This window comes from Amaricoccus macauensis (genome assembly GCF_049800915.1).
GTDB lineage: Bacteria > Pseudomonadota > Alphaproteobacteria > Rhodobacterales > Rhodobacteraceae > Amaricoccus > Amaricoccus macauensis_A.
On the sequence record NZ_JBNAFY010000010.1, the window covers coordinates 101,877 to 127,330 of the forward strand.

Here is a 25,454-nt window from a genome sequence, read left to right on the forward strand (position 1 = left end):
CTTTTTCAGGCGGCTATTCCGCCTGAAACGGTTTTGGTCAGTACCCCGCCCGCCAGACCTTGCGCCGGGCCCAGACATCGGCCCAGACATCGGCGGATTCCTTCAAGGAGGCCTTGCCCGTCAGCGTGCCGAGCGTGCGCGTGGCGATGAGCCGGGTGAGCGGGAACATCCCGTAGAAGAACCGGCCCACCGGGCGCTGCCACTTCGGGAAATGCCGGTCGATCAGGGCGATCTTGCCGGTCATGAGCTTGACCATCCGGTCGGAGCGGACGGTCTCGGAGGCGCCGCCGTAATGGATGATGGTCGAATTGGGCGTGACCCGGGGCCGTGCGCCCAGGGTGTTGCGCGCCCGCAGGCAGAGATCGGCCTCCTCGCCATACATGAAGAAGGCGGGATCGAAGCCGCCGAGCGTATCCCACATCTCCTTGGTGATCAGCAGGTAGCAGCCCTGGACGATGTCGACCTCGCGCTCGGTGTCGCGCGGCCAGCCGCCATAGCCCTCGGCATTGAAGAAGGCCGAGTTGGGAAAGATCGCGGTCAGCCCCGACATGCGGCAGAAGCAGTTCCAGACCGTCATGCGCTGCCAGCAAGAGGAGGGGTTGAGGCTCATGTCGCCGAAGAGCGTGCGCCCGCCCCAGATGCCCGCCTCCGGATTGGCCTCGGCGAAGGCCACGAGCTTGTCGATCGCGTTGTCGAGCACCACGGTGTCGGGGTTGAGCAGCAGGAGATACTTGCCGTGCGCGCGCCGGGCGGCCTCGTTGTTGCCGCCGGCAAAGCCCAGGTTGTCGGAGCGCGCATCGAGCACCATTTCGGGGAACTCGGCTGCCATCGCCTCCGCCGAGCCGTCCTGGCTGTTGTTGTCGACGACGATCACCTCATGGGGGATCGTCGTCTGGTCCCGCACGCTGCGCAGGCATTCGAGCGTCATCTCGCGGGTGTTGTAGCTGATGACCAGCACGGAGACGACCGGTGTCGCGCCTGTCTCGGGCTTCGGGTCGGCAGGGGAGGGGGAGGCGTCTTGCATGGGAAGCGGGCTCACTTGGGAAAGAATTGATGCAGGTGATCGGCATGGGCCGTGAGGAAGTCCGTCAGGCGCGCATCCGCGGCCCTCTCGCTCTCGGCCTCGCCGATGGGCGTGATGAGCCGCACGATCCCGACGTCGCGCCGGCCGCGCAGGAGGCTGTCGGCGACGGTCTGGATCTTGGCCTCGAAATCATTGGCGATGCTGCGCCCCCGCCCCTCGAACCAGAAATAGACCAGCTGCTTGCTGAGCCCCTTCTGGATGATGGTGCGGTTGAGCCGGATGTCCCCGAACTGGGTGCCGGGCAGGGCGATGTCCACCGGCTCGATGCGGAAGACCTCCCAGCCGCCCGCCGGCAGGCAGGCCGCGGGCGAGTGGATATACCCGCCATCGGTTTCCTTGTGGTAATAGGCGGCGAAGAAATCGACCGGGGCTGCCGCGCCGGTGCCCGCCTGCACGAATTCCATCGTGGTGTAGTCATCGGCGCCGAGCGCGGCCTCGGTGGCCGGGTCCAGCGCCTTGCGGGTCCCGGACCAGCCCTGGGTCTCGCGCGGAAACTCCACGAAGGGCGCGCGATCGGGCACCACCATGGCGCGGGCGGGCGCGAGGATCCAGGCGGCGGAAACCCCCGCCGTCAGGAGCGTGAGCGCGATGAGCGCGGCCGAGGGCGCGATGTTCAGCACCCGGGCCAGCTCCCGGTTCAGCCCGGTGAAATCGAGCTCCAGCGCATCGCCCAGCGGGCGGCGGTCGCCCGAGAGGCGTTGCAGCCCCACGGCCATGAGAAAGAGGATCGCGATGCAGGAGAGAAAGATCACCCAGCCCTCGAAGACATGCAGGAAGCCTTCCGCCTGGGCGATGCCGTAGCGGTCGACCAGAATGCCGATGATGCCGATCCGCACCGAGTTCATCCCGATCGCCAGCGGCACCGCCGAGAGCAGCAGCACGATCTTGTGCCAGAGCGGCCCGCGGTAGAGCACCGCGAAGACATAGGTGAAGCTCATGATCGGGAACATGTAGCGCAGCCCCGAGCAGGCCTCGGCCACCAGCAGCTTGTAGACCCCGAGGTCGATGATGTTGCCGTCGAGATAGACCGGGATCTGCGCCATGCGCAGAAGCCAGACACCCACTTCCGAGGAGACGAACTGCAGCGCGATCGTCACGTCCCAGTAGATCATGTTCGGCAGCGGCAGCATGAAGACGAGGTGCAGCACCGAGGTCCAGAACAGGCATCCGCGCGCGAAGCCGAAGCCCGTGAGCACCAGCCCGCCGATCCAGAGGATGAGCGCGTAGGTCACGATATCGGGGATATCGACCAGATTGCCCGCGATGGCGAGGAGAAGGGCCGCACCCGCCAGGATCAGGCCGGGGCCGCGATCGGTGACGGGCCCGGTCGCGGGCGGCACCATCTTCAGCTCGCGCAGGAACATGTAGAAGGAAAGGACCGGGATGACGGGCCCGTGGCTGTATTCGGGCCGCGACCAGGCCTCGCCGAGATGCACCAGGCCGGACCAGAAGATCGGCAGCGCCCCCGCGCAGCAGAGCAGGAACAGCCCGAAGCCGCGCCAGTTCCGCGCGTGGGCCGTCTGAAACCCCTGGGCCCGTGGCCCGATGTCCGTCACTGAGCTCACAAGCCGCGCCTCGTACCCATGGTCCGCACGATACCGCGATACCGCCGGAAGTTGCGTTCGAAATTACGCGATGGCGCCCGCCAACACGAGAATCAATTGTTTAAAGGGTAAGCGTTTCCGGAACGTTCCGCCCCGGCCGCGGGCCCGTTCCGGGGCGCGGCATCGCTTGGGACTGCCCCGGTTTCGGAGTTCGGAACCTCAGAACTTGGAGCGCCAGCGTTTCAGCCGGGTCTTCCAGCGGTAGGCGGAGGTGGCGCGGTGGGCAAGCTCGGCCTCGCGCGCCTCCAGGAAGGATTGCGGCAGGGCGGGTTTCTCGACCTGGGGCTTCTTCTCGCCGGGCACGTAGCCGAAGCGCTCGAAATCCTCGGCATAGAGGTCGCAGAGCAGGTCGATATCGGCCTGGGAGGGCCGCGCCCAGTCCGGCGCCTCGGTCTTGGGCTTCTTGCGCTTGTTGGAATGCCCGATCATCCGGGGGCCGTCGGTATTGCCGGCCAGCTCGTCGAAATAGGGCACCATCGGGTCGAGCCCGAACTCGAGATGGAAGACCGCCGCGCCGTCGGGCACGAAATCGACCTGGGGGCGCATGTGGTTGTCGAGCGCGAAGGGATTTTCCTTCAGCATCCGCACCTGGGTCTTGAGCCAGTCGGAGAAGGGCGTCTCGGGCGGAACGGATTTCTCGACCTGGATCTGGAAGTGGTATCCGCTCTCGGTGCGCGCGATGGGGTGGCGCACCACGGTGAAGACCGCGTCGATCAGTTCGAGCGGCAGGAACATCTGCAGGCTCTTCCACTCGATATGCTGGGGCGAGGTCTGGCACCAGCGCTCGGGCTGCGGAATGAAGTTGAACCGCCGTTCGAGCATGGCCAGCGGGCCGAAGCGCTCGATCAGGTAATCTTCAACGGACGTTCCCCCCGTTTTCGGGATATGGGAAAAGTAGCAGGTTTTCCCGGCAGTCCTGAAGAAGGGCATGTAACGTTCCTCCGGGTGTTGTCTTGGTGTCCGCCGCGGCTTCAGTCGTAGCCGAACTTGCGCAGGACGGGTCCCAGTTCCTGTTCTATATACGCCAGGTGCTCGGGGTCGAGTTCCGTTTCCCACTGCCGGGACTTGCCGCTGCGCACATGTGACCTCTGGTCCACTTTCCCGCTGGCCTTGCCGGTGCGGCTTTCGGCCTCGAAGAGCTTCATCAGGTCCACGGCGAGGTCGAGCTCGGCCCCCTCGAAGCCCAGATGGGCGAAGATGTCGCGGTAGAGGTCGCGCTTGCCCGCGCCCATGAGCGCCTCGTAGGAGACCTCGAGCATCGCCGGGTTGGCCATGTCCCAGGCCTCGAGCGTGTCGCGGTAGTAGAAGATGAAATGGTCGATCTCCAGGAACAGCCCGGCATGCTTGTCGAGCCGGTTGAGCTTGTCCTGGTAGCTCTCGCCATTGTCGTCGAGCCGGTGCACCCACTCCTCGTGGGTCCATTTGTGGTAATGGTAGCCCGAGACGATCATGTCGCGCGGGTCGCGCATCACATGGGCGCCGCGATAGGGGCCGAGGGCGGCCAGATCCTGCTTTCCCTGCATGGAGAGGAAGAGCTTCGCCCGTTTCGAGGGCAGATCGGAATTGCCCACCCGCTCGAAGGGCAGGTTGAGCGCGAAGGCGAGCCCGCGCAGCACGGCATGGAAATAGGTCGTCATCGCCTTGTGATGGGTGGCGACGAAGAGCACCTCGGGGCGCGCACTCAGGGGCGAGGGCCGGATTGTGGTGCGAAGCCTGAAGGCGAGCATGCGCGGCACCAGGCCCCAGAAGGCCGGGTTGCGCACCAGCGCGCGGTTCTTCTTCCAGAAGGTCACGGCCTTCTGGCGCAGCCCCACTTCCTGGGGCGGCGTCGCGGGCGGGTTGAAGCCCGCGGGCGTCATGATGCGCGGGCGCCCAGTGATCTCCTGGGTGATCTCCTGGGCGCTCTCCCGGTCCGGGGCGTCCTGGCCTGTCATGTCCTGGCCCGCGGCCTGCGGGTCCGTGTCCTCGGGCGGGAGCCTTTCGGGTTCGGTCATGGCATGGAAATCCTGTCGCGGGGGCCTGTTGCCGGTGCCGGGGCGCTCCCGGAGCAGCACTCAGGCACGGCGATACGCCTCGACGACGAGCCGGGGCAGGAGGCGGAGGCAGCGCCAGTAGCGCGGACCCAGCCGCCGGGGCTCCCGCATCAGCCGCCAGACCCATTCGATGTTGAACTTGCGGAAGGTTTCCGGCGCGCGGCGGGCCTCGCCGGCGATGAAATCCACGCCGGCCCCGACGCTGATGATCCCCACTTCGGGGCAGGCCTCGGTCATCCGGCTGGCCAGGATCTCCTGGCGCGGCGCGCCGAGCGCCAGCAGCACCAGCCGGGCGCCGCTGTCGCGAACCTGGGCGATCAGGGCGTCGGCCTCGGCCCCCATGGGGTCGAAGGGGAAGGACGGCGAGTGTTCGAGCGCGCATTTCAGGTTGGGGAATTTCCGCTCCAGCTTGGCCCGGGCCCGTTCGAGCACGCCGGCGTTCGCGGCGCCGATCAGCGCGATGGGCACGCCATGCTGGGCCGCCGCGCCCACGCAGGGTTCGACAAGGTCCGAGCCCGCCACCCGTTCGATGCCGGGGTGGACCCGCCGGGCCAGCCAGGCCACCGGCTCGCCATCGGCGGTCACATGGGTGTGCCTGGCATAGGCGTCCCGGAATGCGTCCGAGTTCCGGAGCTGCACGGCATGATCGAGGTTGAGCGTTGCGATCGTGAAACCTTCCCCACGCGCCAGGCGATCCGAAACCAGGTGAAGGGCATCGGCTCGGGTGGGAAGGTTGACCCGCAGATTGTCCCCGAATTCGAGCCAGGGCAGGTCAGGGAAGGCCATGGGAGGATTGCCCTTTCGTGTCTTCGTCCCCTCTTCGCTCGAAGGCGGCGGAGATATCGAGACCGGTGGACCTGCCGGAAGCGCTTTTCGCGTGAACATACTCCAAAACCACAAGCAAGAGTGCAGGTATGATCGCCCCCCTCTTCGTCACGGAGGGATGGCGACGATCTCGTATCCGGCATACCGGATGCGTTCCGGTGCCGAAAGTCTTCCGGCACCTTATGATTTCAAATGGTAAATAGTCGTAACCAAATATCACATTCATGAAAGAAAAATGCGGATACCCGGCCGGGGGGGCCGGGTATCGCGATTCGGATCCGGGGCTTAGAGGCCGGTCTCGAATGTACGTCCGATCTCCACGAACAGCCGGTGGCTGGTGGCATCGTCGGGATCGTCCTGGCGGCGGGTGTAGCCATAGCCGACCTCGGCGGTGATCCGTTCCGTCAGGTCGTGGAAATAGCTCGCCGTGAGATTGGTCCGGTCGATATCCGGATCGTCGTCGTCGTCGAGGTTTTCCTGGTGGGCATAGCCCAGGTCGAGGCGGACCCGCGAGATGTCGTTGATCTCATGCACCACGCCGAAGGCCGCGCCGGTGACCCGCACCTCGTTGGCGCCGCCACTGGCCGCGCCGGTGTAGCGGTTGTAGACGCGCGCGAAGAGCTGGCTGCGCTGCAACGCGTAGTTGGTGCGCAGGTTGAAGCTGAACCGCGGGTCGGGGGCAGCGGTGGTATAGCGGCCATCCGCGTTGATGGTGAAATCCGGCAGGATGTAGTTCACGTTGCCGCGGAGCACGATCCCGGAGTCCGATTCCGTCTGCTCGCCGAAATCCTCGCGCTCGCGGTCGGCATAGCCGACGCCGGCGGTGATCTCGAGCACTTCGCTCGGCTCGTAGATGATGCCGATATCGCCTTCGGCGATGTCCACTTCGGTCTCGGCATTGTTGTCGGCGCTGTAGCGGAAGTAGCTGCCGAAGAGGGCTGCCGAGAGCACCGGATTGATCCGGGCCGTCAGGAAGGCCTGGCCTTCCACCGTCTGGCGCGGCGTCAGGCCGCCCTCGTTGTCCTCGTAGTCGATATCCGTGCCGAGGAAGCGCATCCCGTAGGACATGGGCGCATCGGGGCCGATCTCGAAGCCGACATCCGCATCGTAGCGGATCTCTCGGGCATCGCCGAGATTTTCGAGCGTGTCGTCGATATCGTCCTCGATATCGTCGTCGTCGTTCTCCACCTGGCGGGTACGGGCGCTCACATCGGCGTCGAAGGCGAGATGCGGGCCTTCATCCTCGTAGAGGAGGTAGGCGCCGCTCGGGCTGGCGACCTGCCAGTCGAAATCCTCGTCGGCTTCCCAGAGCGCGCGCAGGCCGACATCGAAGCCGAGGCCGAGGATGCGGTCTTCCGTCTCCTGGAGGTAGTCCATCGCGAAGATCGTGTCGGCGAAATAGGTGTCGCCGGCAGAGGGATCATCGAGCTGGTAGTTGGAATCGTATTCGAACCGTTCGGAGATCGTGGCCGTCAGGGTCGATTGAGGTTCCTGCTGGGCGAAGGCGGCGGGCGTCCATGCGGTGCCCGCCATGAGCAGTGCGGCGAGGGGGCTGCGGCGCATACGCACGCCCTCACTCGAACAGGCGGCGTTCGGGAACCAGGATCACATCGCCTTCACGCAGCGTGATCATCGACTGGATCGACCCGCCGCGCTCGACGGCGCGGTAGTTGAAGAGGTAGAGCTTTTCCTGGCCGGACGAGTCGGTGCGGCGAAGCTGGATGCGCTTGGTGGCGGCGAAGCGGTCCGGGCCGCCGGCGAGCGCGATGGCCTGCAGGAGCGTGGTGCCGGTCTCGACCTCGTGGATGCCAGGTGCTGCGACCTCGCCCAGGACATAGACCGGGAAGGTCAGCCCGTCCTCGTCGACGGTGGTCACGGACACGAAGACGCTCGGGCGGACGGCGAAGTTCGAGGCGAGCCGGTCGGCGATGGTGCTCTCGATGGTGCCCACCGAGTTTCCTCCGGCCTGGACGGAACCGGCCAGCGGCACCGAGATGCGACCGTCGGGCAGGACCAGAACCTCACGGTTCAGCGTGTCGTCCTCGAGCACGGTGATGGCCAGCGTATCCCCGGGCTGGACGCGGTAGCCTGCGCTCTGCGCCAGAGCGAAGGGAGCGGAGAGCACCGCAAAAAGAATGGCACACAAAATCTGTCTCATCGAACCGCCCTTGTGATGGTTTGGGCGATCTTAGAACATGCAGAGGGCTTTGAGGAAAACCCCTAACCTGCCCGGGCTCCGGTTTGACGGGGATTTGGCCCCGGGATCGTAGTCATTCTGCAACAGATCAGGGCGTTTTTTTGCGCATTCCGGGCTCCCTGTCCGAGGGCCGTAAACATTTTCGGTAAACATTTACCGATGCTTCACCCTGCAGGGGATAGGCTTGCTGCCGATCCGAGTATTTCACGTCCGCTGGCGCAGGGAACAGGCGATGCTGGAGCGAATCCTCTATGTCAGCCGGGCCGCCACGGGCACGGAACTCTCCGACATTTCGGAAATCGCCCAGGCCGCACGCCTGCGCAATGCCGCCGGCGGGGTCCTGGGCGGGCTCTCGGGTGGTCTCGTCTTCATCGACGGCTGGATCGTCCAGGCGCTGGAGGGACCGGCCCCCGCCCTCTGCGCCACCTACACCCGCATCCTGAAGGATCCGCGCCACGTGCAGATCAGCCTGCGCGCCCGCGAGCGGATCTACTACCGGCAATTCGGCGCACCGGGTCTGATCCTGCGCAGCGGACCCAGCATCAGCCCCGCCATCCTCGCGCGCTTCGACTACCATTTCGGCTTCCCGGTCGAGGGCTTTCCCGCCGATGCGCTGCTCGAGTTCATGGCCGAGACCTGCCGCCCGGCCCTGCCCGCCGCTTCGGGGGCGGCCCAAGGTGCGGCCCCGGGTGCGGTTCCGGGTGCGGTTCCGGTGGAGATCCGGCGCGCGCCCTGATCCGCCGCGCCCTTTTCCCCGGCCGGGAATCGGCTATGGATGGCCCGCTTGGCAACATGGGCAGCACAAGGGGAGCCGCACGCCATGGACAGGGACGACGCTTCCGGCCCCGCCGTCCATCCTGTCGTCTCGGTGATCACACCGGTCTGGAATGCGGAACGCACGCTCGAGGAAACCGTGCGTTCGGTCCGGACCCAGAGTTTCACAGACTGGGAGCTTCTGCTCATCGATGACGGATCGAACGATGGCTCGCGGGCGCTGGCCGAGGAACTCGCGCGCGACGATCCCCGGCTCCGGCTGCTGGGCTGGGAGGAAAACCGCGGTGCGGCGGCGGCGCGCAATGCCGGGATCGCCGCGGCGAGGGGCCGCTTCGTGGCCTTTCTCGATGCCGACGATCTCTGGCGCCCGGAAAAGCTCGACGTCCAGCTCGAGTATATCGCGCGTACCGGCGCCACCTTCGTCTTTTCGGCCTATCAGCGCATGGACGAGCGGGGCCGCCCGCTCGGCCGGGTGGGCGTGCCCGCGCGGGTCGATCACGCGGGTCTCCTGCGCGGCAACGTGATCGGCTGTCTCACCGCGCTTTATGACGCGCGCCATTTCGGCCCCGTGGCGATGCCCGACCTGCGCCGGCGGCAGGATTACGGGCTCTGGCTCCGGCTGCTGGCGGATGGCGGCGCGGCCCACGGGATCGACACGGTTCTGGCCGATTACCGGGTGCGCAAACACTCGCTCTCGGGCAACAAGGCGCGCGCCATGGCCGCGACCTGGCGGCTCTACCGCGAGGCGGCGGGGCTGTCGCGGCCCCGCGCCGCCTGGTGCATCGCCTGCAATGCCGTGGGGGCCGCGCGCAAACGGCTGGGGGGGTGAGCGGTTTTCATGGAGAGGAAACGAGGGAATGCCCCGGATGTCGGCGCCGCGGTTTCAGGGGAGGTGTCGCCGTCCTAAACCACCGCGGCTGTCACGTAGACGAGGGCAAGGCAGATCACGAAATGTCCTCTGGATCAAATCTCGGCGGGGCATAACAGGTTCGGGTTAGAGGTGACTTTCCACGTCCATGCGCTGGTGGAGAATGCGGATTATCTCGAGGCGTGCGGAAGTCTCGCGGTAGTAGATCATGTGGCTGCCGGCGGGATATTTCAGGTAGCCTGATCGAACGGTGACGACCCGTCCTGTGGTTCGTCCTGCCGCCAGAGCAAGACAGGTATCCCGGATCTGGTCGATGTATCGTTCGGCCTGATCTCCGTCCCAGCGATGAACGGTGTAGTCCCAGATACCGTCGATGTCTGCCGCCGCACCGGGTGAGAAGACGAGAGATTTCACGTCGAGCAACGTTTCCGGTTCTTGAACTCTTCGAAGTCGAAGGGTTGTGGCTCACCGGACTGCTCGCCTTGTATCAAGGCATCCTGCAACGTTTTCACCTTGGCCTCGTGTTCCTCGAGCAGACGCAGGCCTGCCCGGATGACATCGCTGGCCGAGCCATAGCGGCCGGTCTCGACCTGCTCCGCGATGAAGGTGGAGAAGTGCGGGCCGAGAGAGACGGAGGTGTTCTGTGCCATGATCCGATCCTATACCAATCATTGGTACTTTCCAATGCTGGTCTCGAAACGGTTCCGCAGCGACTCGACCTTGTCCTCGAGCGTGCCCACGGCGCGGAGCTTCCGGACCCGGTGCCTGATCTCCATGGTGTGTCTGGGGATGGGGATGCGGCGGCCCGGCAGGGTTTCTTCGGCGGCCCGCGGCGGGCGGACCGGGGGCTGTTTCAGCCGCCCTGCGCAGGGGCGGGCGCGGGTGGCGTCGCAGGATCTGCGGCGCGCAGGCTCTCGATCTCCTCGAGCCGGGCGCGGGCGGCCTCCGCCTGGGGCAGGGGGCTTCCGGCGACCTCCGCTTCCAGCGCGCGGGCAAGGCCCGCTTCCGCCGCGTCCCAGTCCTCGAGCGCGAAGGCGGCTTCGGCGAAGTGATACTGCGCCTGGGCATTCTCCCTCAGCGCGGCGGCGGCCGGTTCGAGATAGATCCGCGCGGTTTCCGCATCGCCCTGAAGGAACAGGATCCAGCCATAGGTGTCCTGGAGCGGCGGCACGGCGATCCCCTCGAGGCCGCGCGCGACCTCCGCGGCCCGGGCGAGCCGCGCCGCGTCCTGCGCGCTCCTCCCGGAAGGATCGGCGGGAATGCCCGCGCTGAGCAGGCTCGCGAGATTGTTGGCCGCCACCAGGTTCTCGGGATCGGCGTCGTGAAGCGCCTCGTAGAGTTCCACGGCCCGCGGAATGTCGCCTTTCGCCTCGGCGAGGCTCGCCAGGGTGAGCTGCAGCGGTGCGGAAGCGCCCGCCGCCGCGATTCCCTCGCGGGCCACGGAGGCCGCATCGGCCTCGCGGCCCTGGGTCGAGAGCAGGATCACCAGCGCCTCATAGGGCCGGGCATCGGAGGGAATGGCGGTGATGGCCTCGCGGTAGAGCGCCTCGGCCTGCGCCTGCTCGCCTTCCGCCGCGCGCAGACCCGCGCGCAGCAGATGCGCGGGCAGGTTGGCCGGATTGTCCTGCAGCAGGGCGTCGAGGTGATCGCGCGCCGCCGCGGTTTGCCCGCGCGCGGCCCAGGCGCCGACCTGGCGGGCAAGCTCGGTTTCCGCGCCGCCCGCGCGGGCCATGCTCTCCACCAGTTCCGTCAGAAGGCCGGTCTCGTCGCGCGCCGCGAGGCTTTCCGCCTCCAGGCTGGTGGCAAGGGCCAGTTCCCGCGGCGTGCTGCCCGCCTGCAGCCGGTCCATGATCCGCACCGCCTCGGTCCAGTTCCGCTCGGAAATCGCGATCCGGCCCAGCATGTGGCGGATTTCCGGGTCCTCGGGGGCGCGGCGCAGCGCCTCGCGCAGGATGTCGCGCGCCGGGCCGGGCCGGTCCTCCTGCATCAGGTAGGCGGCATAGCGCAGGCTTTCGGCCACGCCGTTCTGCGAGATCTGCACCGCCAGCGCCAGCCGTTCGCCCATCAGCTCCCGGCTGCCCGCCGCCTCGTGCGCGAGCGCCATGAGGGTCATGATCTCCGGGTCCTCGGGGGTCTCGATGAGCGCGAGCCGCAGATCGCGGATCGCGCCATCGGGGTCGCCTGTGTCGATCCGGGCCTGGGCGCGCAGCTTGAGCGCCCCGGCATGGCCCCGCTCCTCGGTCAGCACCGTCTCGATCAGCGCCGCACTTTCCGCGCCCGCGCCGGTTCCGGCCAGCATGCCCGCCAGCATCACCTGGGTCTCGCGGGTCTCCTCGGAGGCCTCCGCCCCCTCGAGCAGGGCGCGCAGCGCGGCGATTGCCGCCTCGGGGCGGCCTTCGGTGAAATCGATTCCGGCCCGCGCGCGGATGTAGGGGCCGGGGGCCTCCGTCTCCGCGATCAGGCGTTCGAGCTCGGCGATCGCGGCCTCCGGTCCCTGGAGCCCGTAGAGGAACTGCACCACCTCGAGGGCGGCGTCCGTGTCGCCCGGCGCCGCGCCCGCGCGCAGCACCGCCTCGGCTTCCTCTGCGTCGCCCGCCTGCAGGTGCCACTGGATCAGCGCGTCCCGCACGCCGTCATTCTCCGGGAAGAGCCCGACCATGCGCGCAAGCTCCGCGCCGATGGCGTCGATATCGCCGGTTTCCTCGAGGATCGAGAGCCGGGCGAGGTGCAGCCCCTCGTCCCCCGGCACGGCGTCGAGCGCGGCATCGACCCGGTCGAGCGCGCCCGCGATGTCCTCCGCGTTCAGCCGGTCCGCGATCAGGATCATGTGGGCGGCCACGACCTCCGGGGCCTCTTGCGTCACCGCCCGGGCCTCGGCCAGCGCGGCCGCGCGGTTCGTGCCGGCGCGGAAGTCGAGCGTTGCGCGCAGCGCGCGGGCCAGCGGATCGCCCGGCTCCAGCCGGAGGGCCTCGGAGACATGGATCTCCGCCTCGCCGTAATCCTGCAGCCCGATCAGGATCCGGGCCAGGCGCTGGTGGGCGGTGAAATCATGCGGCTCGATCTCCAGCACGCGCAGGTAATGCTTCGCCGCGCCCTGGGTGTCGTCCTGCGCCTCGAGGAGGGCGGCATACTGGTTCAGCGCCGGGGCATGGGCATTGTCGAGCCGGAAGACATTGCGGAACTCCAGGAGCGCGCGCGCGGTCTCGCCTTGTTCCACCAGCGCGAGCCCCCGCTGGTAGTGCTTCTCGGCCCGTTCCTCGGCGGTGTCGCAGCCCGCGAGCGCGAGCGTGGTGGCCATCAGGGCGGGCAGCAGAGGCAAGGGGCGGGGCAGGCGCATGCAAGGCTCCAGGTTTCGGCCGGTCGCGCGCCCCCGGGTTTGCGGGGCGTGGCACGGGGCCGGGCCATCTAGAGGCCAAAGCGCCAACAATCTGTAAACTCACATCCGCTTCAGGGCGGCGTGAAGCCGGGGGCACGGGGCGGCCGAGATATGGTGTGAATGTTGAGCAACCTCTCCGGTTGCCTTGCACGATCTGGCGCGTGACAGATCGTGCCGCGCAGCCCGTCCCGGGCGGCTGCGCGCATCCGCGCTTGCCACGGGCTGGCACGGCACGAATCCGGCGCAAAGGGAAATCCCGACCCCTCTCGGCTTCCGGGCATAGCCCTCAGGCCGACCGGATCGCGCGGCGTGCCCCCGGCACCCCGCCGACGCGATCCGGAAGCTCCGCCGCAACGTCTGTCAGCGCGGCTCCGCCGAACCTTTCTTCAGCGCAGCTCCGCCGCGACTTTCCTTAGCGCAGCTCCGCCGCGACCTTCTCCAGCGTCCGGGCGACCAGGTCCCGCGCGCGCTCCGGGCTTGCTGCCTCGGCATAGCAGCGCAGTTCCGGCGCATTGCCCGAGGGCCGCAGGTGCAGGATCTCGTCTCCCTCGAGCCCCATCCGCACCCCGTCGCTGGTGTCCGGTTCGCCCGCGGGCGCCAGCCCCAGCCCGGAGAGGAAGTCGCGCCGCGCCGTCTCTTCCGCCGCCAGCCCGGCCAGAAGCGGCCCGCTGCGGTCCTGGCCGATCTCCTTGAGCCGGTCGCTCGCGGTATAGCGCGCCGGAAGGCTCGCCACGAGTTCGGAGACCCGCAGGCCGCGTGTCTTCGCCGCCACCAGCGTGGCCAGAAGCGGCACCACCGCGTCGCGGGTGGGAAGCGCCGAGAGCACCGCGCCGCCTTCGTTCGTCACATCGCCGCCCAGAAGGAAGCCGCCATTGGCCTCGAAGCCCACTACGAGCCGCGCGCCCGCGGCCTCCAGCTCCTCCATGGCCGCGATCACGTAGGGCGAGCCGATGCGGGTGCGGGCGATATGCGCGAAGGCCCCCGTGCGCTCCAGCGCCGTGTTCGAGGAAATCGGCGTCGCCACCGCATCCGCGCCCAGGAACTGCGCGGTCAGAACCCCGAGAATGTCGCCGCGCAGGATCGTGCCCGCCTCGTCGGCCATCAGCGGCCGGTCGCCGTCGCCATCGGTGGAGACCATGGCATCGAGCCGCTCGGAGGCGGTCTTCTCGCGCGCCAGCGCCTCGTCCTCGGGCCGGACCGCCTCGGTGTCGATCGGGATGAACCCGTCGGTGCGCCCGAAAGCGATCACCTCCGCGCCGAGGCCCTCAAGGATCTCCGTCAGCACGTCGCGCCCCGCGGCCGAGTGCTGGTAGACGCCGATCCGGGTCCCTGCGAGCGCATCGGGTGCGAAGAACCCGGTGATCCGCTCGATATAGCGCCGCCGCGCCGCGTCATCCTCCGCCGGGGAGACCGGCGCGGGCAGGGGGGTGGGGGCATCCGCAAGCGCCGCGGTGATGCCCGCCTCGTCGGCCTTGGTGATCTCGCCGGTCGCGCGGTAGAACTTCAGCCCGTTGTAGTCGAAGGGAATGTGGCTGCCGGTCACCATCAGCGCGGGCAGCCCGCGGGCGGCACTTTCGAGCGCCAGCGCGGGCGTCGGCAGCACGCCGCATTGCACGCCCTGCACTCCCGCCGCCTCGGCCGCGGCCAGGACCTCGCCCGCGATCCGCTCCGAACTCGGCCTGAGATCACGCCCCACCAGAAGCGCCTCTGCGGGCGCGCCGTCGGTCTCGAGATGGCGCAGGAAGGCCGCCGTATAGGCGGTGACCAGCTCGCCGGTCATGTCGCTGACAAGGCCGCGCAATCCGCTTGTGCCAAATTTCATGCTGAAATGCTCCGGGGTTTCGGGGTGGGAACGGGAACCGTTCCGGCCATAGCACGCGCAAGCCCCGCCTGACGAGAAAAAGCCGCAATCTCCGGGCCTTCAACCTGCCTTCATGTTCGCCTTGTGTGCGGCAAGCGCCTCTTTCACATCGTCGAAATAGGTCGCCCGGCCGTTTTCCAGCACCAGGCCCGCATCGCAGTATTTGCGGATCGTGCTGCTGGAATGGGAGACCATCAGCATGCCGGCATCCTTCAGCCGGTTCTTGAACACCGAAAGCGACTTCTTCTTGAAGGCGGCATCGCCCACGGCGGTGATCTCGTCGACCAGATACCAGTCGAAGGCGATCCCCATGGACATGCCGAAGGCGATGCGCGCCTTCATGCCGGAGGAATAGGAGCGGATCGGCATGTCCATGAAATCGCCCAGTTCGGCGAAATCCTCCACATAGGCCACCAGCGCATCGGTATCGACACCGTAGACCCGGGCGGTGAAGCGCACGTTCTGCGCCCCTGTCAGATCGCCGCTGAAACTGCCCTTGAAACCCAGAGGCCAGGAGACCGAGGCATGGCGCAGGATGCGGCCCGAATCGGGCTTGGCGATGCCCGCCACCATGCCAAGCAGGGTCGACTTGCCCGCGCCGTTGCGCCCGAGCACGCCCACCTTGCGCCCCGCGGGCAGGGTCAGCGAGAAATTGTCGAGCAGCACCTTGCGCCGCGTGGTGGTGCGGTAGGCCTTGCAGACGTTCCGGAACTCGATCACGGGTCAGCCCTCACCTGACGGCTGCCTGCCGAAGGGCGCGAAGCCGTTTGCGTGCGGCATGTTTTTGTGGATCGCATGCCGAAAAGCCCGAAACCGGTGTCCACTTTCGTGCGGCATGCTTTTGTCGGTCGCATGCCGAAAAGCCCGAAACCGGTGTCCACTTTCGTGCGGCATGCTCACTAATTACTATCACGCACATTGTAATAGATCAGCATCAGCGTGCCCCAGCCCAGGACCAGGAACAGTCCCGTCAGCCCCGCGAGCAGCGTCCGGCGGGGATAGAGCGCGCTCTGGGCCAGCGTCGGGCGCACATGGGGGGCGAGGTAGCGGCTCTGGCGCCGGGCTTCGGCCCGCGCGGCGGCAAGGGAGGCGAGCGCCTGGGTATAGGCGGTGTTGGCGAACTCGATATCGACCAGCAGCTCCTCGTAGGTGCCGACCACCTCCGGAAGCACCCCGTCGACCCCGCCCACGCCGAGATTCTGCCGCTCCTCCTCGATCTGCTCGGTGATCGCGGAGATCCGCCGGTTGGCCTGGATCACCCGCTGGTCGTCCTCGGCGGCATAGGAGAGCAGCACGTCGCGCTCCACCAGCGCCTGGGCCAGCTCCTGCTGGAGCGCGTTCAAGAGTCCCATCTGGCCGGCGATGTCGGCCGAAGGGTCGACGATGCGGTTGGTGCGGCGGAAATCGGCCATGCGCTTGCGGACGTCGCGCAGATGCGCCTCCGCCTCTTCCAGCTCCTCGCGGGCGAAGCGCACCGCATCCTCGCGCGCCTGTTCGGACAGGAGGTTCACCACCCGGCTGCTCTCGGCCAGCACCGCCGTGGTGATCGCCTGGGCATCCTCGGGGGTGAAGGCATTGGCGCGCACATGGATGATGCCCGCGCTCGATTCGTAGCTCACCTCGACCATGCTGCGCCAGTAATCGAGCAGATCCTCGATCGTGGCGTCGGGCCCCAGGGTGAAATAGGGATCGTTCTCGGCGCGGTTGAAGATCGTGCGCAGGTCGAGCTGATCGTCGATGTTCTCAACGATCTTCTGGCTGCGGATGAACTCGAACAGGATATCGGCTTCCGAAGCCGAGCCGGGGTTGATCTGGGTGATCGCCCCCAGAAGCCCGGCGGCGGCGGATGACTGCTCCTCGGAGCGGATCGAGAAGGCGGTTTCCGAGTGATACTGGTCGGCGGCGCGGGTGTAGAGATAGCCGCTGGCCAGCGCGAAGGGCAGCAGCACCACGATCAGGAAGGACACGAGGATCGCCCAGTGCCGGCTCCGTGCCCGGGCCGGCGGCACCTCGATGCCGGACGTGCTGCCGCTCGCGGGGAGGATCTCGCCGGAAAAACCCTCGGCCCGGGGGGGCGCCGCGGAGGCGGCCTGGGAGGCCGACGCGGAGGCGGCCTTCAGCTTGCCGCCCTTCTTCCTTTTCCGCTTGCCGGCCTTCCGGTCGAGGGTCTTTTCCTTACGGGCCTTGAGCTTCTGCCGGCGTGACCGGTTGCCCGAGGGCGGTGTGTCGCCCGACTGCCGATTCGTCTTCCGGCCGCGCGCATTGCGTCGCCGGCCCCGCCCGCGGGCGGGAAAGGCCGCGACATCGCCGCCGCCATCACCGCTGCCGTCCGGCTCGGCATCTCCCGCCTGCACGGGGTCCGGGCCCTGGCGGGGCTGGGAGGCGTCCTGTCCGGGGGTCTGGGCCGCCTCCTCTTCGGGGGGCGCGCCGGTCTCGGTCTGGGGATGGATCATCTTCACCTGCGGCACTGGTTTCGGACCAGGCTTGTTATCGGAACATGGTGTGGTTTACCGTCTGGGCGAATACAAGGCAAATGACGCCGGCCGCACGAATTCGACAGTTTCGCCCGTGTTTTCTCCGTGCCGGCGCCGATGAAGAGAAAAGCCTCTCCCGTGAGTTCATTCGATACCTTCAGACTCTCTCCGCTCCGGCCGCGTGCGGACCGCCCCTCCTTCCAGCGGCTGCGCGTGCTCAGCGCGCTGGTGATCCGCGAGATGGGCACCTCCTTCGGCAAGTCCGCGGGCGGCTATTTCTGGGCCATCGCCCAGCCGCTCGGCGGCATCCTGCTTCTGGCCATCGCCTTCGGCCTGGCGCTGCGCAGCCCGCCGCTCGGCAACAGTTTCCTGTTCTTCTATTCTACGGGCATCGTGCCGCTTCAGCTCTTCCTGACCATGCATCGCGCGGTGAGTTCCGCGATCACCTCCAACCGCGGGCTGCTGGCCTATCCGGTGGTCAGCGCGCTTGATGCGGTGGCGGCGAAATTCCTGCTCACGCTGATGACCAATTTCATGATCGCGGTCCTGCTGATCGGCGGCATCATCGTCGTCAGCGGGGCCTATGTGATCCTCGACTGGGAGATGATCGTCATTTCTTTCACGCTGGTCTCGCTGCTGGGCCTCGGAGTGGGCACGCTCAACTGCGTGCTTTTCGGCTTCTTTCCCACCTGGAAGAACATCTGGTCGGTGCTCACCCGGCCGCTCTTCATCATCTCGGGCGTGTTCTACGTCTTCGAGAGCATTCCGGCCGCCTTCCAGGACGTGGTCTGGTACAATCCCGTCCTGCAATGCATCGGCCTGATGCGCGCGGGCTTCTTCGGCACCTACAATGCCGATTACGTCTCGATCCCCTATGTGCTGGGCATCTCGCTCACCTGCCTGGTGATCGGCGGCTACCTGGTGCGCCGCCATGCCGCCTTCCTGATCGAGCAGTAGGACCAAAACCGTTCCGGGTGGCGAAAGCCGCCTGGAAAAGGATTTTGGTCCCGAGAAAGCAAACCGTTCCGGGTGGCGAAAGCCGTCCGGAAAAGGATTTTGGTCCCGAGAAAGCAAACCGTTCCGGATGGCATTTGCCATGCGGACAGGGCGTTTGCTCCCGGAGAGGGCCATCGGCCCGGGTCACCCTCGGGCGCGGGGCCTGTGCCGAAGCGGGGTGTCGGGGTGGAATGGCCGGGTGGAATGGCTGGTGGGCGGAATGGTTGGGCGCGGGTCAGCGCCTCAGAACGAGCCTTCCTTCTGGAACGGCACGAACAGCGTCCTGACGAGGATCTTCGCATCCAGGAGCAGCGAGTGGCTGCGGATGTATTCCAGGTCGAAATCGACGCGCTCCTCGGCCATCGAACGGCTGTGGACCGGGCCGCGGTTGCCGTTGATCTGGGCAAGGCCGGTCATGCCGGGGCGGACCGTGTGACGTTCGTGATACTCGGGGATCATGTCCTCGATGCTTTCGCCATCGACCTCGAGCACCAGCGCATGCGGGCGCGGACCCACCAGCGACATCTTGCCGCAGAGCACGTCCCAGAGCTGCGGCAGCTCGTCGAGGCAGGTCTTGCGCAGGAAGCGGCCCACGGGCGTCACGCGATCATCGTCGCGGGTCGCCTGGCGCTTGCCGGTCATGTCGGTGCCCTCGACGCGCATGGTGCGGAACTTCGTCACCACCACGACGTTCCGGCCGGCGCCGTAGCGCGGCTGGCGGAAGAAGATCGGGCCGGGCGAACTGAATTTCACCGCCAGGGCGATGGCGGCGAGAACGGGCGCGAAGCTCAGGAGCAGCACGGAAGCCATGATGTAATCGGCCACGGTCTTCAGTTTCCAGGAGAGCCCGGAGCGGGCCGCTCCAGCATCCGGATGCCGATGTTTCCGAGAAAGGTCGGAGTCTTGCGAACTGTCGGAGAGCGTCAGGTTTCCGTCAAGTTCCGTAAAGAGTGTCATCCGTCTACCCTGATCCAAGCACCATGAAAGCAACGCGAGCAGCAGAAACAGAAACCCTCTTCGGCGATCCGATGCGGAAACGCCAACAGGGCACCCGAACAAGGCCACGCGTATCACGGCCCTAGGAGCGTTCCTTCTGAAACATCGATTCTGTGAGCTACCCCTCTCACGGGGGGAATTAAGACACTATTCACCTCGAATTTCAACTAAATTTTCGCCTTAATTGAATACCTTGGAGGATCATGGTGAATTTGTGCCACGCGTCCGCACCCGGTCTTTCCGCCCATGTCCCAAGGAACTTGGGCTTTTCGCACGCGGCCCGGTCCGGGCTTCGGGGCCTTCGTGGGGCGGTCCCGGGGTTGCATCCTGCGGTTGTGGCCCGCCCTTTCAGGCTGCCTGCACGTCGCAGGCCCGCAGGACGCCGTCCCATTCCTCGTGGCGGGCGAGGATCGCCGCCAGTCCCGGCACGCGCTCCAGCAGCGCCCGCGTGCGGCAGAGAAGCGGCGCCTGGGACGCGATGACCTTCGGCCAGTGGTAATGGGCGAAATAGGGGCTGGCCGCGCCGGTGTCCGAGAGGTGGCAGGGAAAGTTGAACCGGTCGCCCAGGGGCCGGATCTCCCAGCCGAGCCGGGCGGCGGTCACCGGCAGGGCGATCTGGTCGACCCAGGGGCGCTTGTTCAGGATGCGCGGCTCGGCATCGATCCGGCGCACCGTCTCCACCCACATGCGCGCAAACGCGTCCCCGTCGCGCACCGAGATGAAGCCGGCGTTGAAATAGGGCCGCATCGCCTCGCGGCTGGCGGTGGAGGTGAAGCTCTTCGCCGGGGTCTCGAGGTTGAAGAGCTGCCAGACCCGCGACCAGCTTCCCCCCCCGCGCGAGAAGGTGTCGATGTCGGCGGGCTTGGCGGCGATGTCCGCGCCGAGCTCCGGATGCCAGGAGAAGGGGCACATCAGCAGCATGTCGCTGTCGAGAAACACCGCCGGCCCCGATATGCCCTCGAGGGCCGCGACCTTGTTGCCATGGGGATAGTCGGGATCGATCCGGTTCTCCGCCGGCACGAGCGGGATGCCGAGCCCCTCGAAAAGGGCCCTTGCCTCCGGCCCGAGCGCGCCCCAGCGCGCCTCGGGTTCCATCACCCGGGCGACGATCCTGCCCGGCAGGTAATACTGCGCGAGGCTGGCGGCGAGCAGCGCGCTCTTGGCCTCGAGCGGGCCGCCATGGACCACGAGGACCAGGGTCGGGCAGCGTGCCGCGAGCCGCTCCGAGACCGCCCGGGGGGCGGGGAAGGCGGGGCCGTCCATCTACAGAACCTCCACGAGGGGCCGGATCTCGTGCTCCGGGTCGCAATGGCGCTCCCAGAAGGTCCGGGTGTTGCGCGCCCGCGCCCGCACCTCCTCGCGATCGGAGGCGAGACGGGCGACGAGATCGCGGATTGCGGGCAGCGAGAATTCCTCGAGCACCCAGCCCGCGCCGGTTTCGGCCACCAGCTGCCCCACCTCGGTGAAGGCCATGGTGATGACCGGGCAACCGTTGCAGAGCGAGGTGATGGCGCGGGTGGAATAGCAGAGCTCGCGCTCGGCATTGCGCTCGAACACGTCGAGCGAGATATGGGAGCCGGCATTGAGCCGCCGGTAGGCCTCGAAGGCGGCCACGTCCCGATAGACCACCCGACCCTGCGGGCGGCGCGGTCGCTGCCGGGAGGCGCGGTCGTGGAAATGCAGGTGCTCGCCCACGCCGATCGCCGTGACCTCGACGCCACCGAGATCCGCGAGGTCTTCCAGAGCGCCCGCATCGAGCCCGCGGGTCCAGGCCTGGTCGAAGCCGCCGAAGAAGACCCGCAGGGGGCCTTCGCGCGCCGGTCCTTGCGCGGGGTTTCCCTGCGCGGGCGCTTCCGTCATGGCCGCGTCCCCGGCCCAGGGCAGGGCGAGCCGCACGGAAAGCGGGGCGGGCAGATGGACGAGCGGGGGCCGGGCGCGCATGTAATCCGCGCCGTATTCCGCCCGGCCGGTGCCATTGGCGATGAGGAGGTCGGCCTGGGCGATCAGCTCCTCCTTCTTGCTGCGTTTCGCCTCCAGCCGCCCACCCGAGGAGATGAAGGAATGCTCCACCATGGAGGGGCTGAAGAAATCATAGACGATCCGCTGGCCGGGGGCCTTGGCAAAGGCGTCGATCCCGACCCAGCCGATGAAGATGATCGTGGCGTAGTCGGCCTTCAGGCGCGCCTCGAGCCGCTCGTCGGGGATCACCCGCCAATGGCCGGGAAACCGCATCGAGGGCGCGTTCCAGCGGTCGAGCTGGGCTCGCACGGTGCTCCGGCGCGTCACGATGTCGCAGTCGTGGCCCGAGGCCCGGAGCCCGAGGTGGAGCCCCTGGGCGCGCAGGCCCTGGGCGCCGCTCGGCAGTCGCGAGCCGGGCACGCAGCCGTTGCAGACGATGGCGATCCGCCCCGGTCGGTCGGGCGCTTCGGAGGGGGCGGGGACGGGCAGGACCTGTTCGTTCATCGCCAGACATCCAGTTCCATGAGGGCCGCGCGCACCACCAGGTCATTGGGCTTGTAGGCCAGGAGCCGGAAGCCGGTCTGGGTGCAGGTGCCGCCGAAGGTCATGGCGATCTCGTCGAGCAGGCGTTCCACCGACAGGGGATACATGTTGTGCGACTTGATCTGCACCGGCACCAGCAGGTCCTCGAGCAGCACCAGCCGCACCCGCGCGCCCGCGCGCGCCGCGGCCGTCTTCAGGATCTTCAGCCGCTCGGCCCGGTCGTTGTGGTGCAGCACCGTGACCGTCATCACGATGTCGATCTCGGGCAGGTCGGCGGCGGGCAGCGACCGGGTGGTGAAGAACCGCACGCCGGGATTGAGCGTGCGCGCCGTCTCCACCATGCCCCGGGAGATGTCCGCGCCGTGATAGCGCACATGGGGCCGGCAGTAGCGCGCCAGCCGCCCGATGCCGCAGCCGTATTCCAGGAGCGCAGGCGGGCGGGAGCCGCGGCGCATGTCGGAGGCCGCGCGCCGGATGGCGGGCATCAGGGCCTCCATCTGCGTCTCGTGCATCATCTTGTTGATGATCCGGGGCGCATTGGCATAGCAGACCGAGCGGGCCGACGTGCCGAACTGCTGCGCGCGCGCCTCCCAGTGCTCGGCCGGGGAATACTCCGCCTCCTGTTCGTAGGCCTGGGCCGTTTCCTGCGCCAGATCCTCGAAGACCGCTTCGATCAGATCCGTTCCCGCGGGCCGCTCGAGCCGCAGGAGCGAGCCTGCCGGGGCCTCGCCCGGCTCCGGGGCCACCAGCCGGTCGAAGATCGAACCATGGGCCTCGGCCCACCGCCTCAGCGGACAGTCCGGCGCCCCCGAGGGCACGGCGAAGAAGGGAACATGGCCCAGAAGCCCCGCAAGTGCTGCTCGGACATGGCGCGGCAGTTCGGGGGCATCGGGCGCGGCATGGAGGACGATCGCCTGGACGGCATCCCCTTGCGCGAAATCCTCCGGCCGGGTCCAGTCCAGGGCCGTTTCGGGGTCGGTGAAGACGCGCACGCGCCCGGGCGTCACCTCGAGGACACCGCTCCGGGGCTTGAGGGGCGGGATCATGGCGTTCATCCCGTCTCCCGCAGGGCGTGGATCTCCGCGTTCAGGAGATCGATGAATTCCTGCTGGGATTCGAGCAGCCGGTCCTTGTCCGCGAGCCCCTCCCGCATCGCCTCCAGCTCGGCCTCGAGCGTCGCGATCCGCGCCTGCTGCGCCGCGTTCTCGTAGCGCAGGAGGTCGAAGGTCGCCTCCAGCGCGGCCGTCTCGGGCAGTTTTTCCAGGATCTGCTTCATGGCGTGCCTCTCTTCGTTCTGCCGGTCCCGGCGGTCCCGCGTGTCACCGGCCTTCCGGCCCGACGAATCCCATCCGTTCGCGCGCGCGCAGCCGTGCCTCCACCTGGCGCACCTCCGCCAGCAGGGCCGGGTCGGCCACCGCCTCGTTGGGGCCCGCGCGCTTCATCAGCCCGGCCTCGAACACGTCGCCCACCTCGAGCGGCGCCAGCGGATAGCGCCAGGTCTCGCGCAGCTCGCCCAGGATGTCGCGCCCCGCCAGCAGGCTGTCGAGGCTCACCACGCAGGAGCGCCCCGGAAAGCTCTCGAGAAACCGCAGGGCGGCGCGGGCATAGGTGAGATACATGCGGATCGCGAGATCGGGCTCGGTCCAGAAGCGGATATTGACCGCCGGCGCCTGGCCCCGGGCCAGATCGGCCGCCGCGCGCCGCTTGAGCGAGCCCACGCATTCGGCGCAGGAGCGGAAGAGATATAGCACCGACATCGCCGGGAAGACCTCCGCCCATTGCGGCAGGAACAGGCAGACCCGCGGGTCCTTCACCCCCCAGGCGCCATGCTCCGACCGCGCGATGCCGTATTCCGACAGCCAGTACCAGTCCTCCCGGGTGACGGTGGGGATGAAGGCGCTCCCGTGCTGCCAGGAGGCGCCCGATTGCGCGAGGAGCCGGTCGTGGAAGCCGATGACGGTGCGATCCTCGAAATGGCCGTATTTGTTGGAGAACTTCCCGCCCAGCAGATCGTCGCCCAGGAAGAGCCCGGCGTCATGGAAGAGGTTGGCCAGCATCGAGGTGCCGCTGCGGTGGAAGCCCGCGATCACCAGGGGGGCGCTGTACTGCGGCACGCCTCCGGTTTCGGTCTCGGGCAGGTTGCGCCGGGCGGGCGGTTTCGCGGCCCGGGGCGTGACCGTCACCTCGCCGCGCGCGGGCGGCACCGCCACCCGGCCCTCGGCCCGGCCGATGGTCTCGAAATGCGCGATCAGCTCGACCGGCGAGAGCCCGGCGAGATCGGGGTGCAGAAGCTGGTAGTAGCGCGCATTCAGGGCCCGGGAATAGCTCTTTCCCTCTTCCCAGCCGCGGGTGAGATAGTGCTCGAGCGGCTCCAGCCCCGATTTCGCGGCATCGGGATAGGCGGCCTGATACCAGGCGATGTCGAAATCCGGATTGGGATTGCGCAAGGGGCGCTTGCGTTCGCGGCAGCCCCATTCGAGGTAATGGCCGAAGGGCTCGCGGCCCATCTTCCGCACGTCCCCGTTCTGATCGAGATACCATTTTGGATCGAAGAGCGGGTGGGGGCGGCGCCCCTCGCGCCAGCCGGTGGTCAGGTAATGGCTGAACGGCTCGGCCCCGGCCTCCTCCACGTCCCGGTTTCGGCCGAGATACCAGAAGGGATCGAAGAGCGGGTGGGGGCGGCAGCCATCCCGCCAGCCGGTCTCGAGGTAATGGGCGAGCGGCTCGAGGCCTGCCTCCGCCACCTCGCCGTAATCCCCGAGATAGCGCGTCGCATTGAAGGCCGCATTGGGATTGCGCCCCTCGCGCCAGCCGATGGTGGCGTAATGTTCGAGCGGCTCCAGCCCGGTATCGAGCACCTTTGGGTAGCGCTTCTGATACCAGGCGATGTCGAGCACCGGGTTCGGGTTGCGCAGGGGTCGCCTGCGCTCGCGGCAGCCCCATTCGAGATAGTGCCCGAAAGGCTCGCGGCCCTGTTTCGCCACGTCCGGGTTGGTCTCGAGATACCAGGCGGGATCGAAAAGCGGATGCGGCTTGCGCCCCTCGCGCCAGCCAAGGGTGAGGTAGTGACCGAAGGGCTCGGTTCCGGCCTCGGCCACATCCGGGTTCTGGGCCAGATACCGCTCGGGATCGAAAAGCGGATGGGGGTGACGCCCTTCCCGCCAGCCGGTCTCAAGGTAATGGGCGAGCGGCTCGAGGCCTGCCTCCGCCACGTCCGCGTTGGCGGCGAGATAGCGTCTCGTGTCGAAAGCCGCGTTCGGGTTGCGGCCCTCGCGCCAGCCGATGGTGGCGTAATGCTGGAGCGGCTCCGGCCCGGTCTTCGCCACTCTCGGGTAGCGCGTCTTGTACCAGGCGATGTCGAGCACCGGGTTCGGATTGCGCAGGGGCCGCCTGCGCTCGCGGCAGCCCCACTCGAGATAATGGCCGAAGGGCTCGCGGCCCTGTTTCGCCACATCCGGGTTCTGGCCGAGATACCAGGTGGTGTCGAAAAGCGGGTGGGGCTTGCGCCCCTTGCGCCAGCCAAGGGTGAGGTAGTGGCCGAAGGGCTCGGTTCCGGCCTCGGCCACATCCGGGTTCTGGGCCAGATACCAATTCGGATCGAAGAGCGGATGGGGCCGGCAGCCCTCGCGCCAGCCGGTCTCGAGGTAATGGGCGAGCGGCTCGAGGCCTGCCTTCGCCACGCCCTTGTTGGCGGCGAGATAGCTTTTCGCGTCGAAGGCCGCGTTCGGGTTGCGGCCCTCGCGCCAGCCGATGGTGGCGTAATGTTCGAGCGGCTCCAGCCCGGTCTTCACGATCTTCGGATAGCGCGTCTTGTACCAGGCGATGTCGAGCACCGGGTTCGGATTGCGCAGGGGCCGCCTGCGC

General features: G+C 67.7%; 21 protein-coding genes and 1 pseudogene. 3 read left to right on the forward strand and 19 right to left on the reverse strand.

Annotated features, from left to right (window positions below; translation table 11 throughout):
• Window positions 1–37: 37 nt before the first annotated feature.
• The 7 genes from ACP15W_RS19990 to ACP15W_RS20020 form a co-directional block, all read right to left on the reverse strand.
• Window positions 38–1,024 carry a glycosyltransferase family 2 protein gene (locus tag ACP15W_RS19990; protein ID WP_424934645.1) on the reverse strand — a complete coding sequence of 329 codons (987 nt, stop codon included), beginning with the start codon at window positions 1,022–1,024 and terminating at the stop codon, window positions 38–40.
• An 11-nt stretch (window positions 1,025–1,035) separates the two neighbouring features.
• The gene (gene xrtD / locus ACP15W_RS19995) at window positions 1,036–2,649 is read right to left on the reverse strand and encodes a VPLPA-CTERM-specific exosortase XrtD (RefSeq protein ID WP_424934646.1); all 1,614 of its coding nucleotides are present in this window, start codon (window positions 2,647–2,649) and stop codon (window positions 1,036–1,038) included.
• A gap of 198 nt (window positions 2,650–2,847) precedes the next feature.
• The gene (locus ACP15W_RS20000) at window positions 2,848–3,618 is read right to left on the reverse strand and encodes a sulfotransferase family 2 domain-containing protein (protein WP_424934647.1); all 771 of its coding nucleotides are present in this window, start codon (window positions 3,616–3,618) and stop codon (window positions 2,848–2,850) included.
• A gap of 41 nt (window positions 3,619–3,659) precedes the next feature.
• Window positions 3,660–4,682, reverse strand: coding sequence for a sulfotransferase domain-containing protein (locus tag ACP15W_RS20005; protein WP_424934648.1), 1,023 nt, complete (start codon window positions 4,680–4,682; stop codon window positions 3,660–3,662).
• A 60-nt stretch (window positions 4,683–4,742) separates the two neighbouring features.
• Window positions 4,743–5,507 (reverse strand): WecB/TagA/CpsF family glycosyltransferase, encoded by a 765-nt coding sequence (locus ACP15W_RS20010; RefSeq protein ID WP_424934649.1) that lies wholly within the window; start codon window positions 5,505–5,507, stop codon window positions 4,743–4,745.
• A 324-nt stretch (window positions 5,508–5,831) separates the two neighbouring features.
• Window positions 5,832–7,109: a hypothetical protein gene (locus ACP15W_RS20015; protein WP_424934650.1), complete on the reverse strand. Its 1,278-nt coding sequence runs from the start codon at window positions 7,107–7,109 to the stop codon at window positions 5,832–5,834.
• A gap of 10 nt (window positions 7,110–7,119) precedes the next feature.
• Window positions 7,120–7,704, reverse strand: coding sequence for a polysaccharide biosynthesis/export family protein (locus ACP15W_RS20020; protein ID WP_424934651.1), 585 nt, complete (start codon window positions 7,702–7,704; stop codon window positions 7,120–7,122).
• Between the two features lie 271 nt (window positions 7,705–7,975).
• On the opposite strand from ACP15W_RS20020, the gene ACP15W_RS20025 reads away from it, so the two are divergent.
• Both ACP15W_RS20025 and ACP15W_RS20030 read left to right on the forward strand, forming a co-directional pair.
• Window positions 7,976–8,479, forward strand: coding sequence for a BLUF domain-containing protein (locus ACP15W_RS20025; RefSeq protein ID WP_424934652.1), 504 nt, complete (start codon window positions 7,976–7,978; stop codon window positions 8,477–8,479).
• An 84-nt stretch (window positions 8,480–8,563) separates the two neighbouring features.
• Window positions 8,564–9,346 (forward strand): glycosyltransferase family 2 protein, encoded by a 783-nt coding sequence (locus ACP15W_RS20030; RefSeq protein ID WP_424934653.1) that lies wholly within the window; start codon window positions 8,564–8,566, stop codon window positions 9,344–9,346.
• A 165-nt stretch (window positions 9,347–9,511) separates the two neighbouring features.
• On the opposite strand, the gene ACP15W_RS20035 is transcribed toward ACP15W_RS20030, so the two are convergent.
• The 6 genes from ACP15W_RS20035 to ACP15W_RS20060 all read right to left on the reverse strand — a co-directional run bounded on the left by ACP15W_RS20035 (window position 9,512) and on the right by ACP15W_RS20060 (window position 17,075).
• The gene (locus ACP15W_RS20035) at window positions 9,512–9,799 is read right to left on the reverse strand and encodes a type II toxin-antitoxin system RelE/ParE family toxin (protein WP_424934654.1); all 288 of its coding nucleotides are present in this window, start codon (window positions 9,797–9,799) and stop codon (window positions 9,512–9,514) included.
• Window positions 9,796–10,035, reverse strand: coding sequence for a type II toxin-antitoxin system ParD family antitoxin (locus ACP15W_RS20040; RefSeq protein WP_424934655.1), 240 nt, complete (start codon window positions 10,033–10,035; stop codon window positions 9,796–9,798). The genes ACP15W_RS20035 and ACP15W_RS20040 overlap by 4 nt, the downstream gene beginning before the upstream one ends.
• Window positions 10,036–10,238: 203 nt before the next feature.
• The gene (locus ACP15W_RS20045) at window positions 10,239–12,722 is read right to left on the reverse strand and encodes a tetratricopeptide repeat protein (protein ID WP_424934656.1); all 2,484 of its coding nucleotides are present in this window, start codon (window positions 12,720–12,722) and stop codon (window positions 10,239–10,241) included.
• A gap of 451 nt (window positions 12,723–13,173) precedes the next feature.
• Window positions 13,174–14,583, reverse strand: coding sequence for a phosphomannomutase (locus ACP15W_RS20050; RefSeq protein WP_424934657.1), 1,410 nt, complete (start codon window positions 14,581–14,583; stop codon window positions 13,174–13,176).
• 99 nt (window positions 14,584–14,682) lie between these two features.
• The gene (locus ACP15W_RS20055) at window positions 14,683–15,342 is read right to left on the reverse strand and encodes an ABC transporter ATP-binding protein (RefSeq protein ID WP_424934658.1); all 660 of its coding nucleotides are present in this window, start codon (window positions 15,340–15,342) and stop codon (window positions 14,683–14,685) included.
• Window positions 15,343–15,521: 179 nt separating this feature from the next.
• A complete protein-coding gene (locus ACP15W_RS20060) occupies window positions 15,522–17,075 on the reverse strand; it encodes a hypothetical protein (RefSeq protein WP_424934659.1) in 1,554 nt (517 codons plus the stop codon).
• A gap of 159 nt (window positions 17,076–17,234) precedes the next feature.
• Between ACP15W_RS20060 and ACP15W_RS20065 the strand changes: the two genes are divergently transcribed.
• Complete coding sequence (locus ACP15W_RS20065) at window positions 17,235–18,053, forward strand: ABC transporter permease (protein ID WP_424934660.1); 819 nt, start codon at window positions 17,235–17,237, stop codon at window positions 18,051–18,053.
• Window positions 18,054–18,335: 282 nt separating this feature from the next.
• On the opposite strand, the gene ACP15W_RS20070 is transcribed toward ACP15W_RS20065, so the two are convergent.
• The 6 genes and pseudogenes from ACP15W_RS20070 to ACP15W_RS20095 form a co-directional block, all read right to left on the reverse strand.
• The gene (locus ACP15W_RS20070) at window positions 18,336–19,049 is read right to left on the reverse strand and encodes a sugar transferase (protein ID WP_424934661.1); all 714 of its coding nucleotides are present in this window, start codon (window positions 19,047–19,049) and stop codon (window positions 18,336–18,338) included.
• Between the two features lie 387 nt (window positions 19,050–19,436).
• Window positions 19,437–20,351 carry a hypothetical protein gene (locus ACP15W_RS20075; protein ID WP_424934662.1) on the reverse strand — a complete coding sequence of 305 codons (915 nt, stop codon included), beginning with the start codon at window positions 20,349–20,351 and terminating at the stop codon, window positions 19,437–19,439.
• A complete protein-coding gene (locus ACP15W_RS20080; protein ID WP_424934663.1) occupies window positions 20,352–21,551 on the reverse strand; it encodes a hypothetical protein in 1,200 nt (399 codons plus the stop codon).
• Window positions 21,548–22,645 carry a class I SAM-dependent methyltransferase gene (locus ACP15W_RS20085; protein WP_424934664.1) on the reverse strand — a complete coding sequence of 366 codons (1,098 nt, stop codon included), beginning with the start codon at window positions 22,643–22,645 and terminating at the stop codon, window positions 21,548–21,550. Before ACP15W_RS20085 ends, ACP15W_RS20080 begins: the two co-directional genes overlap by 4 nt.
• Window positions 22,642–22,866 carry a hypothetical protein gene (locus ACP15W_RS20090; protein WP_424934665.1) on the reverse strand — a complete coding sequence of 75 codons (225 nt, stop codon included), beginning with the start codon at window positions 22,864–22,866 and terminating at the stop codon, window positions 22,642–22,644. Before ACP15W_RS20090 ends, ACP15W_RS20085 begins: the two co-directional genes overlap by 4 nt.
• A gap of 43 nt (window positions 22,867–22,909) precedes the next feature.
• A pseudogene (locus ACP15W_RS20095) lies at window positions 22,910–25,454 on the reverse strand (hypothetical protein); the annotation flags it as partial.